The organism is Thalassotalea agariperforans (genome assembly GCF_053470345.1).
Map to the genome: position 1 here is coordinate 37,508 of NZ_JBQMWH010000004.1, position 13,207 is coordinate 50,714.

At 37.7% G+C, this 13,207-nt stretch carries 16 protein-coding genes; 3 read left to right on the forward strand and 13 right to left on the reverse strand.

All coding sequences use genetic code 11. The features are described 5' to 3' along the window. From ACSLUO_RS07415 to ACSLUO_RS07460, 10 genes are all read right to left on the reverse strand, one after another. Positions 1–657 carry a YagK/YfjJ domain-containing protein gene (locus tag ACSLUO_RS07415; RefSeq protein ID WP_448247581.1) on the reverse strand — a complete coding sequence of 219 codons (657 nt, stop codon included), beginning with the start codon at positions 655–657 and terminating at the stop codon, positions 1–3. A gap of 167 nt (positions 658–824) precedes the next feature. Then, complete coding sequence (locus ACSLUO_RS07420; RefSeq protein ID WP_448247583.1) at positions 825–1,049, reverse strand: helix-turn-helix transcriptional regulator; 225 nt, start codon at positions 1,047–1,049, stop codon at positions 825–827. Beyond that, positions 1,042–1,281, reverse strand: coding sequence for a helix-turn-helix transcriptional regulator (locus ACSLUO_RS07425; protein WP_448247584.1), 240 nt, complete (start codon positions 1,279–1,281; stop codon positions 1,042–1,044). The genes ACSLUO_RS07420 and ACSLUO_RS07425 overlap by 8 nt, the downstream gene beginning before the upstream one ends. Before the next feature lie 150 nt (positions 1,282–1,431). Beyond that, the gene (locus ACSLUO_RS07430) at positions 1,432–2,253 is read right to left on the reverse strand and encodes a hypothetical protein (RefSeq protein ID WP_448247585.1); all 822 of its coding nucleotides are present in this window, start codon (positions 2,251–2,253) and stop codon (positions 1,432–1,434) included. A 9-nt stretch (positions 2,254–2,262) separates the two neighbouring features. Beyond that, complete coding sequence (locus tag ACSLUO_RS07435) at positions 2,263–3,486, reverse strand: tyrosine-type recombinase/integrase (RefSeq protein ID WP_448247587.1); 1,224 nt, start codon at positions 3,484–3,486, stop codon at positions 2,263–2,265. Positions 3,487–3,678: 192 nt separating this feature from the next. Beyond that, entirely contained in the window at positions 3,679–4,542 is an 864-nt protein-coding gene (locus ACSLUO_RS07440) for a YicC/YloC family endoribonuclease (protein ID WP_448247588.1), read from the reverse strand. A gap of 109 nt (positions 4,543–4,651) precedes the next feature. Beyond that, positions 4,652–5,566, reverse strand: coding sequence for a DM13 domain-containing protein (locus tag ACSLUO_RS07445; protein WP_448247589.1), 915 nt, complete (start codon positions 5,564–5,566; stop codon positions 4,652–4,654). Between the two features lie 85 nt (positions 5,567–5,651). Beyond that, entirely contained in the window at positions 5,652–7,361 is a 1,710-nt protein-coding gene (locus ACSLUO_RS07450; protein WP_448247591.1) for a GMC family oxidoreductase, read from the reverse strand. Further along, positions 7,358–7,999, reverse strand: coding sequence for a gluconate 2-dehydrogenase subunit 3 family protein (locus ACSLUO_RS07455; protein ID WP_448247593.1), 642 nt, complete (start codon positions 7,997–7,999; stop codon positions 7,358–7,360). Before ACSLUO_RS07455 ends, ACSLUO_RS07450 begins: the two co-directional genes overlap by 4 nt. Positions 8,000–8,007: 8 nt before the next feature. Further along, the gene (locus tag ACSLUO_RS07460; protein WP_448247594.1) at positions 8,008–8,508 is read right to left on the reverse strand and encodes a DUF255 domain-containing protein; all 501 of its coding nucleotides are present in this window, start codon (positions 8,506–8,508) and stop codon (positions 8,008–8,010) included. A gap of 183 nt (positions 8,509–8,691) precedes the next feature. Between ACSLUO_RS07460 and rph the strand changes: the two genes are divergently transcribed. Both rph and pyrE read left to right on the forward strand, forming a co-directional pair. Next, entirely contained in the window at positions 8,692–9,408 is a 717-nt protein-coding gene (gene rph / locus ACSLUO_RS07465; RefSeq protein ID WP_448247596.1) for a ribonuclease PH, read from the forward strand. Positions 9,409–9,431: 23 nt separating this feature from the next. After that, a complete protein-coding gene (gene pyrE / locus ACSLUO_RS07470; RefSeq protein ID WP_448247598.1) occupies positions 9,432–10,073 on the forward strand; it encodes an orotate phosphoribosyltransferase in 642 nt (213 codons plus the stop codon). Between the two features lie 98 nt (positions 10,074–10,171). Here the strand turns inward: pyrE and ACSLUO_RS07475 are convergent, their stop codons facing one another. From ACSLUO_RS07475 to bioH, 3 genes are all read right to left on the reverse strand, one after another. Beyond that, on the reverse strand, positions 10,172–11,146 hold the full coding sequence (locus ACSLUO_RS07475; RefSeq protein ID WP_448247600.1) for a putative metalloprotease CJM1_0395 family protein: 975 nt from the start codon (positions 11,144–11,146) through the stop codon (positions 10,172–10,174). A gap of 3 nt (positions 11,147–11,149) precedes the next feature. Then, positions 11,150–11,446 carry a hypothetical protein gene (locus ACSLUO_RS07480; RefSeq protein WP_448247602.1) on the reverse strand — a complete coding sequence of 99 codons (297 nt, stop codon included), beginning with the start codon at positions 11,444–11,446 and terminating at the stop codon, positions 11,150–11,152. A 92-nt stretch (positions 11,447–11,538) separates the two neighbouring features. Continuing rightward, a complete protein-coding gene (bioH, locus tag ACSLUO_RS07485; protein ID WP_448247603.1) occupies positions 11,539–12,321 on the reverse strand; it encodes a pimeloyl-ACP methyl ester esterase BioH in 783 nt (260 codons plus the stop codon). Between the two features lie 100 nt (positions 12,322–12,421). Here bioH and ACSLUO_RS07490 point away from each other — a divergent pair, with 100 nt between their 5' ends. Next, on the forward strand, positions 12,422–13,171 hold the full coding sequence (locus ACSLUO_RS07490; protein ID WP_448247604.1) for a ComF family protein: 750 nt from the start codon (positions 12,422–12,424) through the stop codon (positions 13,169–13,171). The last annotated feature ends 36 nt before the right edge of the window (positions 13,172–13,207 follow it).

Below are 13,207 nucleotides of genomic sequence, written 5' to 3' on the forward strand. Positions count from 1 at the left end.
TTAGCTCTTAGAACCCATCTTATATTTCTTAAAATTTCGGTATGTAACTTCTGGGATTACAAATAAAAAATCGCTCTCATGCATCTCTCCCTTATATTTAAGACGACTTAACCCGTAGCTTTGACCTTTACCATTTTTTTCTTTGGTATAATTTTTAATTAAGTAACTCAAGCGATATATTGCCTGATCAATGCTTCTTTTATCTCCCCTTTTAATTGTATACATTGGGTTTTCAACAAAATGAATCGAACCCGCGCAGTGGCTTTTCCAATTGTTTTTTATTTCATTGGATATAACACTAGGATGATTTACTTTATGGCCACTAAAAAATAAAGCTAAGTGATAATGTTGTTTATCTGATGAGTTTTGTTCTCGTGCAAAAAAATAACTAACAATGCAGCTATATTTTTTTTCCAATAATTTAATTTGTTTGGCTAAAAATGAAGAAATAATTTTATTATCCGACGTGTAGCTATCGGGATGTAGATCTATTCTAAATATTGCACTTTTTGAATAATGAGATTTATATTTTTCAATTAAAGTAAATAAACGAATTAATGCTTTTTTATTTAGACCTTTATCAGTTTTGTAAACAGGATAAGAATGATCTTTAAATGGAAAAAGTATTGAATTCTCTTTAGTTATTAAAAAGGTCATGTAAAATATTCAAGATCGGTTATATTACTTAATATCCGCCTTGAACCTCTTGCTAAAAACAGCTAACACACTGATTGAATATAAAGATACAAGACGTTAATTATCTCAAGTTAAAAGGAAGCTTTGTTTCAAAGTGTTTCATCCTCACATAAAACTATGAAGCTCTATCACTCCCTTTTTTGTTTTAGTATTTCCATATACCTTAAGACATCTTTAAAAAGCCAAACTGAACGACCATTTTGCACCAATGCTGGCGCAATAAAATTGCCTGATTTAATTTTTCGCCACAATGTAGCCCTACTTATACCTAGTAATTTTTGTATTTCAGGCTTACGCACTAGCCGATTTTCTTCGATATAATGTTCAATAGGCGGTTTAGATTTATTAATCATGACTTACCTTTGCCCCCACAACCTCTCTAGAATTAACAAACGCCATTAGCTCTGAATACAGCCAGCACACTGATGAACCACCCGCAGGGTTTAATTTTCTTCGTTTGGGAAATAATCCTTGTTGTTCAAGATTCCATGCAGAGGTTCTACTTAGCTGTGTAATTAATTGTCTCTCTTTTTCGCGTACTAGGCGATCAGTTGACTGAATGAAAGGGGTTGGTGATGTATTCATAATATCTACCTCAGATTAAGTTCGTACTAATGAGCTAATCATGCTCTATATTGTATTACTATGTTCGAGGCTAATTATTAATGCTTGATGCGCTAAGAGCATCCTACTAACAGTGTCATGCGTATATAAAATACTCTACAACATTGATAATCAATGAATTAATAATTTTTTTATTTTTTTATTTGTAAATTTACTTGTGAGTATTTCTTTAACTTTTTTATATTGAATTATTCTTAAACTTTTATCTTCCCAAGATTTATTTTTACCTTTAAGCAAGTCTTCTATATTACGTTTTGTTGGAAATCTATTGACATATACCTTTAACGAATCAATGTTTTTATTATCACCAATCGCTGAAAAATCTACTAATAAGCTAGATATTGCTTCCGAAATGTTTGATGTAGAGGCTCTAAATTCTTTACTTTGATTTAAATGCGTTAACATTGATTCGACTAATTGTTGTACAGGTCTATATTTTTCTTTAGTGACTCGACCAGCACTAGTAGGGGTTTTTATAGTACTCTTAACCCCATTTTCCATATGTCGTTGACATAACATTTTAGTATCATGCGAACCTGATAATCTACCAGCAGCAAAAGCAGTTTTAAGAAATATATCTAAATCAGTATTAGATAATGTTATGTTGTTATTCAATTTTCTAGCAGCTTCAACATACGTTCTTAAAACATCTACATTATCAGACAACTTCCCTAGTTCGGTTCCAAAACGCATATTCATTTCATCATTGCTAATACCTAAATAAAGGTTTTTATTTTTTGAGAGAGCATTAATTTTATTTTCAATATGCTGAAGTAGCTTTTCAAAAGGGTCATCATCTCCCATAAGAACTTCTAACAATTCACTTTCTGGTATTTCTATACCGAGTTGGCTTAGCCTTGGTTTAACAGAATCTTGAAAAATCATGTTATTCATATCGGCTATTTGTAGCTTTAATTCTTTATCTGAAAACATTGCATACTCTTATATTATAATTGGAGATAAAACCTGATTTAATAAATCTAGTGCCTCTCTTCTTTCATCAAAATAGTCATACCTATCGTATATCCCTTCTACGCCCTTCAATTTATGGTTTAAACACCTTTCAGCTATATGCCCAGCCACCCCCTCTTTAGCTAATAAACTTCTACAGGTTCTTCTTAAATCATGTACTGTAAAATGTTTCACGCCAGCATTACCTAGTAAGTTAGGGTAAGGTTCCTTGTTGCTATCTACCTTCATACCAAACATTTTTGCCAAAGCATGGTTTAAAGTGTCATCCGATATGTAGCCTCGACGCTTACTCGCTCGCCTTGATGGGAACACATATTCGGATCCTGCAGATCTCACCTTTAACTCTTTAAGCCAGTTGAGCACGCTTTCAGTTAAAGGGATTGTTATAGCAACGCCTGTTTTACTCCTCTCTTCAGGCATATTCCACAGCTGTTTTTCAATATCAAACTCTTGCCATTTAGCTGCAATTAATTCTCCTTTTCGCACTCCTAAACTAACCAATAAAGCTACGGCTAAATAATTATCACGAGTAAATATATTTTGATTTTCTCTAAATATACTAAAAACAATTTCAAGCTCTTTAGTATCAAGAATACGGTCTCTGCTTTTTTCTATACCGCCGGCGTCAGATACTTTAAAAGCGCTTGCGGGATTAGCAGTAACTAAGTCTAGTTTACATGCATGATTAAAAAGCTGCTTACAATAAGCTAAAGTGTCATTAGCAATTGAAGGGCGGCCACTATTCGATACTTTTTGAATAATAGTTCTTATATCACGAGCGTTAACTTGTTCTATGGCCAAATCACCGATAAGTGGCTTAATTTCTTTTTGATATATTCTTTTAGGGATATTAGGGAATTTAAGCCTTTTTGATAACTCAACGTACCAATCATCAAAAAGATGATTAACTGTTTTAATTGTTACTTTACTTTCTCGAACACGCTCTGCAAGTGGATCGATACCTTCTCTGTTTTTTTGTTTGATCAGAGCAGACTCTAATTTTGCAACAGCTAAAGACATACTCGGATATTGACCGCCAGCAATACGCATAAACCTTCTTTTACCATTCATGCTATATCTAACTTCCCAATAGGCTTTACCGGCTGTTTGAACCCTAATATATAATCCATCGCTAATTTGCTTTCGGGCAATTTCACCTGTTTTTATAAATGCTCGTATCTGTTTGTCATTCATAGATATTTTTCTCTAGTGGTTACTAAAATACTAAAACCATCAAACAAAATGGTTACTAATTACTTTAGTAACCATTTTAGTAACCATTTTAAAGTTAACTTTACGAAACAGTATAGAACAACAGAAAACAAAAAGCCCCACAAAAGTGAGGCTTTACAATGATTTATTTACATACAAGAACAAAGAAAAACATTATTCGATATTCTGGATCTGCTCACGCATTTGTTCAATTAACACTTTAAGTTCAACGGCTGAATTAGTGATATCTGCGTTAATAGATTTAGAACCTAGGGTATTTGCTTCGCGGTTAAATTCTTGCATCATAAAGTCTAAACGACGGCCTTGAGCACCACCTTTTTTGAGGATGCTTTTGGTTTCTTTTACATGGCTATATAAACGATCAATTTCTTCATCTACATCCATTTTTTGCGCTAAAAGTACTAACTCTTGCTCTACGCGCGTTGAGTCTAATTCAATTTTTGCATCGTTAAATTTATCGATAATACGGCTACGTTGCCATTGAATAACCTCAGGCATGTATGCTTTTACTTTGTCAGCTTCATCAGTAATGCCATCTAAACGTTGAATGATCAGCGCTTTTAAGTTTTCGCCTTCGCTGGCACGCGCAGCAATAAAATCAGTTAATGCTTGATCAAAGCCGGCCAATACTTCAGCTTGAATAAGGCTCATATCCGCTTCTTCCGCTTCCATTACACCTGGCCATTTCATAATTTCTATCGGATTAATTTGGCTATTTAGGGTTTGTTCATTTACCCAGTTGGCATGTTGAATAAGCTGGTTAGCTAAGTTTTGATTTAACGAAAGGTTACCTTTACTTGCTTCATTAGCGGTAAATCGTAAATTACATTCTACTTTGCCACGGTTAAGTTGCTTGCGAAAACGCTCTCTTAATACGGGTTCAATGCTTCTAAATTGCTCAGGAAGGCGGAAGTAGGTTTCTAAAAAGCGTTGATTTACACTGCGAATTTCCCATACGGCATTACCCCAGTCGCCTTTAACTTCATGGCGGGCAAATGCTGTCATACTGTGGATCATAAACTATCCCTATACTGAAAAGATCAAAAAAATAATGATAGGGATTATGCCTCAGTGAATATTAACTAGCTAGTGCTAGCCGCTAATAATCACTGAGTAGCACTTACAATTAGGGAGCGGTGAAAGTAAGACTGCCAAAATTAACTTTTACAGGCACGCACCAAACACTTAAATCCGTTAAGTCATCAAGGCTATAATTATTTGGTAATTTAATTGTTACTGTTTCATTGCTAAATACTTGTCCGAGTAAATCACTGCCAATAGCAAAACCATTTTCAAAGTCACTATTAATACCGCCATAAAAAAACACACTTAGTCCATCACCATCAAAGGTAAAGTTGTTAATTTTAATGGTGCAGTTGTCAATAATTTCTGCTGTTCCGCTAACATTATGCGCTAAGGTATTAAAACTACCGGTAAAGCCAACTTTGGCATGATCGTCACCACAGCTACTTGGCTCTGATATCATCAACGTTTCTCTAAAATGCGCGAGCGCTTGCTGGGCTGAAATTAAACTGATGTTAATGGCATTGTTATCAATCACAAATTCAGCGATTTGCTCTTCAAAAGTCTGGCTGGTGAAATCAATGGTTAAATTCGCCGCTAAGGTATGAATTAACGAACTTAATTCAATGCCATTTTCAGCATTACCGTCAACATCAAGAGTTTGTAATAAACGCAGCATATTGATTACGCCACTATGCTCAAGGTTTTCGGTCTGAAAAATATCTAAAGGCGTAATGATTGCTTTAACATCAACCTCTGGAAAAGTAATGCCACCAATCGAGAATGTTACTTTTTCTCCTAATTGGTAAATAAACTCTCCCATCGCATTAGTTGTGCCTGCTTGTGTGGCCGTTTGGTACTTTAAGCCTTGCACGGGAGAATCAACAAAAATCCCCGTATATGTTGTTGGTGTTGGTGTTGGTGTTGGTGTTGGTGTTTCAGAGTTTGAACCGCCGCTACCACCACATGCAAACAGCCCTAAAGAAATAAGTGTAATAGCAGCAAGTTTTTTGTTCATGTTCACGTCTCTTGAAAGTTAAGTCTCTTTAACTTTAGACCTTTAAAACTTAAAAAACTTTCACAAATGTATAACATTTACATAACTATGACGCATTAATTTGCCAGCGCTGTTTAATATGCTCTGCCACTCGAAAGGCATTAGCATAAATGGTATATGTATAAGGCACGCTGCCTCCCGTTGGCATAAACGAACCATCGGTAACAAATAAATTATCCACTTCATGGGCTTGGCAGTATTTATTAAGCACGGAGCTTTTAGGATCATCACCAAATCGACAGCCGCCCGCCATTAAATTGGTTGGGGGTGCACCACTTACGGATGAAGTGACATTTTTTGCCCCCATGGCATTAAGTAATTGCTCGCCTTTTTCGGCTAAATAAGCCCCCACTTTTAAATCATGTGGATGAAAACCTATACGAACATTTGCTACAGGGTCACCCCATTTATCGGTAATTTTATCGTCTAAAGTCACAAAACAATTATCGGTTGGCAACCAATCATTAAACACTTCAAAGCGTAAAGTTTTATAGGTTGTAAATTCGGTAATTAAATTTTGCTTTAACTGTTCGCCCCAAACTAAATTGTCGTTTTCATCCCATTGACTGCCCATAGCTCTAGCAATAGGGTTTTGATGAAACAGAAAATCAATAGTGCCGCCTTTTGCCTTACCTTGAGGATTACTACCGCCAAAAGTTTTATCGTCAATTTCATACCAATCTTGTAATGCTCGGTTGATAAAAGGGCCTACGGTTTTTAATTGCGCGGCTTGTTGCTCGGTTAAGTCGTCAAAAAAGAAATCACCTTTACCAGTACCGCCGGCACTAAAAATTAAATTTTTACCGACTTGGCCATGGTTATTTGCTAAACCATTAGGAAATTTTTTACCGGTAGACGCCAACAATAAACGTGAACTTTCAATCGCCTGACATGCCACAACATAATATTTTGCCTGTGCAACCTTTACCTTGCCTGTTTTGTCGTAATAATGAATACCCGAAATTTCACCTTGCTCATCAGTGGCTATTTTAAACACCTTAGCATGTGGCTTGATCGTACAATTTCCAGAAGCAACCGCGTGGTTTAATAATGCCGCCCTACCACTACCTTTAGCACCTGATGAACAACCATAACTTGAGCAATAGCCAGAATATTCACAACTGTTTCGCCCCATGGCTGGCGTGGATAACACTGCCCGTGGTACAGGAAAACTATGAAAACCTATCTCAGTTGCGGTTTTATCAATCCAACTTGAAATAGGATGCTCTGCTAACGGCGGAAAATGAAAATCAGCTGAGCGTGGCTCTTGAAAAGGATGGTTAGTGACTTTTCCAGACACACCAACAATCTTATCAACCATGGCATAATACGGCTCTAATTCATCATAACTAATTGGCCAATCAACAATGTTAGCGCCTTCAATAGCACCAAATTCACTTTTTAACCGAAAGTCGTTTGGTTTTAAACGATGAAAATAGCCACTCATAAAGTTTGACGAACCACCAACAACAGTGCCACTCCAAAAACTCCAACCTGACTCACTCGTTGGCTCGCCGTGCCAATAGCTGGTGCCGTCGTCTCTAACATATTCATCTTCAATTACATGCTGTTCATCGGCTAAACTTGGGTTGTAGGCATCACGTAAACTGATGGCTAATTCGTCTTTATAAAACTCTTTTTCGGTTAACCACGGGCCTTTTTCTAACACTAAAACTTTTGCGCCCGCTTTCGCCAAGGTATAAGCAACGGGGGATGCGCCAGCACCGCTGCCAACAATACAAATATCAAAACTCATGATTTGGTTTTTTCCTCAACTGGCACGTTGTTAACTTTTATTTGGTATCGACCCGGAATTTCATAATAACGTTGGCCGGTTGCAGGTAATGGAAAACCTGCTTGATGCTGTAACCACTGCCAACCAATACCGCTTGGGTTGCCCCCATAAATTGGTGGTGACAACATGGCTTCGTACAAATAATTAATTAAGGTATTCAGCCAGTTTTCTCCGGCTTGCGAGCCACTAATCGCCCGTAACATTGCTTCTTTTTCAGCGGTTGTTAGTTGCACGAATTTTTTTGCTTTTTGGCTTTGGCTGTAACCATTTAACCAACCTACGCCCTTATTAATGAACTGTTTTTCTTCATCATCAATCGGCTGTTGAGTTAATGTTTGATAAAGATAATTACTTGCTTGTATCTCAACCGCCCCAGGACCTGATTCTGAACTCGGCAATAAATGCTGCAATACCGCATCAAGCGTTAACCAAGGGTCGGTTTTAACAATCGCTGCCATATCGGCTTTAGAAGCAAAGGCATATCGTGGTAGTGCCGCAACGGCACTTGCGCCAGCCGCTGATTTTAATAAATGACGACGGGTTAACTTTTGTTTAAGCCAACTAGGCGTTTGGTACGAAACATCAAAAAATGAAGTCATCAGATCCCCTATTCCGTCACTTGTTCGTTGCCTGAAAGTGCATTAGGTCGCCATTTATCAATAAAAGCTAACCAATTATCTACCGAGTATTCACCATTATTTAATAGCTCTGCGGTATCTTTTGATAACAACATTTTGCCATTTGCGGATGCAACATACATATGGGGATAACCTAACACAGGAGGTAAACCTTTCATAAAGGCTTCGTTTTCATTACTGTCGCTAACATTAACTTTAATCACAACAAAGTGTTTATGTAGCTGCTCGGCAACGTTAGGGTTTGCCGTTAAAAAGGCATCCATTTTAGTACACCAACCACACCACTTACCGCCAATTTCAATAAGCACATTACGGTTGCTTGCTTTCGCCAATTTAATAGCCGCTTTGGCATCATCAAACGGGTTACGAGTATCATCATAATGCTGGCTATAAGCCGGTAACGCTTGGCTGGCAAAAACAGTTGGATTAAACAATAAGAAACTTAAAAACACTAATACTAAAAACTTCATGAAAACGTCCAATTTATTACACTTGACTGTAGGCCTACATTAAGACCTTAGTTCACTAAACTATATTTCAATTTATTTGAGCCGTATACTTATTTACCTACCGAGATAATCGGCTTCGGTGCTGTCAAAATAGTCAGACAAACATTATAATGCGCAGCAATTAATTACTAACAGGGAACTCTTATGCGTCCAAGCGGCAGAACTAACGGCCAAATTCGTCCGGTCACCATTACTCGTCAATTTACAGCTCATGCTGAAGGTTCAATTTTAATTGAATTTGGTAATACGAAAGTCATCTGTACAGCAACCGTTGAAGAGGGTGTTCCTCGTTTCCTTAAAGGTCAAGGTAAAGGCTGGGTAACGGCTGAGTATGGTATGTTACCGCGTTCTACTCATACCCGTATGCGTCGTGAAGCCGCCAGTGGCAAACAAAGTGGTCGTACTTTAGAAATTTCTCGTTTGATCGCCCGTGCTTTACGTGCAGCAGTTGATTTAACGGCATTGGGCGAAAACATGATCACCATTGATTGCGATGTTATTCAAGCCGATGGCGGTACTCGTACAGCATCAATTACCGGCGCTTGTGTTGCGTTAGTTGATGCAATTAACTATATGCGTGCGAAAGATATTATTAAAACCAATCCGTTAAAGCATATGATTGCTGCTGTCTCTGTTGGTATTTATAACGGTGAGCCAATTTCTGATTTAGATTACCCTGAAGATTCTGCTGCTGAGACAGATATGAATGTTGTGATGACAGAAACAGGTAAATTAATTGAAATTCAAGGCACTGCTGAAGAAGAGCCATTTAGCTTTGATGAAATGAATGAAATGATGAAATTAGCTAAACACAGCATTAATGAATTATTCGACATTCAAAAAGCCGCATTAAATAGTTAAACAGAAGATTTTCAGGAAATATTATGAAAGCATATCAACAAGAATTTATTGAATTTGCCTTAAGCAAAAATGTATTAAAATTTGGTCAATTCACCTTAAAATCAGGCCGAACAAGCCCTTATTTTTTTAATGCAGGTTTATTTAATACCGGTGGTGATTTAGCGCGTTTAGGGCGCTTTTATGCTGCTGCCCTTGCCGATTCAGGCATTCCTTTTGATCTACTATTTGGCCCAGCCTATAAAGGTATTCCAATCGCTACAACTACCGCCGTTGCACTGGCTGATCATCACAATATGGATATGCCTTATTGTTTTAATCGTAAAGAAGCAAAAACTCATGGTGAAGGTGGTAGTTTAGTGGGCTCTGAACTTGCGGGTAAAGTCATGTTGGTTGACGATGTGATCACAGCCGGCACCGCTATTCGTGAATCAATGGAAATTATCCAAAACCATGGAGCTGAACTTTCCGGCGTGTTAATCGCCCTTGATCGTCAAGAAAAAGGAAAAGGCGAGTTATCCGCTATTCAAGAAGTAGAGCGTGACTTTGGCACTAAAGTGATTTCTATTGTTACCTTAGCTGATTTAATCACTTATTTAGAAACACAAAGTGATATGGCTGAACATTTAGCGAATATTAAACAATACCGTGTTGATTATGGTATTTAAGTGGCACAAAAATACTAACGTCACTATACAAAAGCCCGTATAAACGGGCTTTGTTGTGCTTAAAATTTGTTATTTAAATACAGTTAATAGCGTAGTAGTTAAGCCGATAATTTAAAGTGGCTTAATGGTGGTTTATCGTAAGCTTGTGTGATTGACTGATAAAAACTTTCAATTCGAGTTGCACGAGCTGTAACATCTTCCGAACGACTTGGCGCAACTTGCTCCTGCGCATTTAAGGTTTCAGTAATAAATTGATCAAAATTATTACTGCTGCTTTTTTTCTCATCACGATTCTCTGATTGCTCAATGGCAAATCTATCCAGCGTTGGTGATGTTGCTGGTGCTGTTTTACCTGAAAATTCAGTTTTTTCTAATTTCTGCGCCAGTAACTCAGATTGTGCTTGTAAAATTAAACGGGCAGCTTGGGCAGCAACTTTAGTATCTTGTACTGACGGATTAGCCGGCGCTAAAGCGGCCGCATGCACTTTTTGCAGTTTAGTTATGGTTGCTTGTGGATCGCCCGAAACCGGTGATAAATCTACTGAGACCTCGCCACTCGTCGCATATTTTTTTCCGTCAGGGCCAACCGTAAATTCATAGTTTGGTGAACCCGTATGAGGACCACCAACGGCAGCATGGGCTAATTCATGAGAGCGTACTTCCCGATCGCGTTGTGACAACTGATGAATTTCTTGCTGCTCAGCAAACTCTGCTTGTGGCGATTTTTGCTCATCTTGCGCCGAGTTTTTTTCAGCTTTTTCTTCTTGCTCGGCTACGGGTTGCTCTGGTGAACTCTCTTTTTCTTGTGGTTCTTGCTCACTTTGATCTGAAATCGTGGAATTAGCAATTTCTGCCTGCTTTTTGATATTAGCAAAATCAATATGTTCATTATTTTGCGCCGGCGTTTTCGCTTTATCTTTATCAGATGCAGTGCCCTTTTCCGCCGCTGGTCGACTAACGGCTGCCGGTTGAGTGATCACTTCTCGCTGTAAATTATCACGACGCAAGCTATCCGTCGGTGGGTTAACCACCGTCGCTAAAGGCGGCGTATTAATTTGCGAGGTAATATTCATCAGTTACACTCTTACGTCCAACAAAGTACCTAGTGTTTCATCGGCTGTTTTTATAACCTCACCCGAAGCTGCGGCTTGGTGTTCGGCGACTCTTAATTTAACAATTTCTTGATTCAGTTTTGATAAATCACCTGAAGTGGTATTTTGAGCAACAACGCTATCATTAACCGCTTGCCCTTGAGTAGGGTCTTCAGCGTTATATGTGGTTTCACTAGCAATCGCTAATGCAGCTTCGTTAGCATCTTGCTGAGCATTATTAAAACCTTGTATGCCAGTATTAAAGGCTGATTGAATTTCCATAATAACTCCTGATACAACAGTTTACTTTCACGAATCTATTGTGGTTAATTATTATACAAAAAATCTTAAAAGTAAATCTTTGCTTTTTTATCTTAATTAGCGATAACAAGGTTTTGAGTGAGTAGCCACGCATGTAAATGTGCAGAAAATTCTTCTGGTTCAGAGATAAACGGTGCATGTGACGCCTGTTGAAAAATATGCGACTGACTATGAGGCGCCAATTGATCAATCTTTTTAACCACTTGCCTTGGCACTAATCCATCTAAACGACCATAAAGACGTAAAAAGGGTTGTGCTATATCAGTTAAGTTAAGCCGTTGATCGGTCGTTTCTAACAAGGATAAAGACTTATCTAAAATATCTTTTTCTGGCATCGGATATTGCATCACTAAATCATTGATGACTTTAATATCATGCCTAACATTAGGGCTTCCCATAGCTTGAATTTTTAAAAAGCCTTTAATGGTTAATGCTGGGTTCTCAGCTAATTGTTGATGAAAGCCTTTTAATACCTCGGGCTTTATTGCCGGCCAATCATCTTGCGCCATAAAACAGGGAGAGCTGGCGACAGTACATAAAGCTAAAACTTGCGTTGGCATCAATAGCGCAATTTCACTTGCAACTAAGCCGCCCAACGACCAACCTACATACACTGCTGGTTTACCAATACTTTGTACTATTAAATTAGCAATATTTGCTAACGAATAATCGTCAAGTTGAACATGAGCATTTTCACCAAAGCCGGGTAAATCAATGGTGATTACTTGGTAATGTTTAGCTAAAGGCTCAATTATTGGTTGCCATACCGCAGAGTTTACCCCCCAGCCATGAATAAAAACTAACGGAGTACCACTACCAAAACTGGAAAATTTCAACTTATTGCTCATGCTTATTTATAATTCGAAAAGGAACTCGTTATTTTACCTAAGGGACTATATAAGCTCAACTCAGGTTAGCTTATATCAAGAGCTAAATATGACATTGATTAGAGTATTTAACCGCGTTAACCAGCAATTAACTAAATTAAAGCTAAAAACAATAAAAGCGCATATTAGTCAATGTTTGTTATGTAACGGACAATGCCAAACCATGCCGCTAATTTGTCAATATTGTTTAGCCGATTTGCCTTATTTTCATAAGCAGTACGATAATTTATTAGTTTGGCCCAAAGTAGCACAACATGTCAGCCATCAACATATAGATCAATTGTTATGCCTAGCACCTTATCAATGGCCGTTTAATGTCTGGTTAAATCAAATAAAATATCAAAATAGGTTTGAACTGGCCGAATTATTAGCGCATTTATTTATCTTTCAGCATCGCCAAAGCTTATTACAACTTAGCACAAACAACAGTGTTGTTATCAATATGCCTATCCATATTAATCGCTGGCAAGAGCGGGGTTATAATCAAAGCCATTTAATAGTGAAGCATATCTGCAAACAACTCGCGCTTAATTATCAAAATAATTTAGTAATACGCCACAAAGCCACCGAAAAACAAGTAGGTAAAACTGGGGTTGCACGCCGTAAAAACTTAAAAAATGCTTTTCGCTTAAATCCTAACTTAACAATGAACACAAAAACCTTACCCGAACAGGTGATAATTTTTGATGATGTTGTAACCACTGGCACAACAGTCAACGAGCTGGCAAAGCTACTCAAAAAATCAGGTGTTAAGCACATTATTGTCATCGCTATCGCTTTAGCAATAGAAAAAATTTAACCGCCTAAACTGCCCGATGGCAAGAGGGTTAAGTAA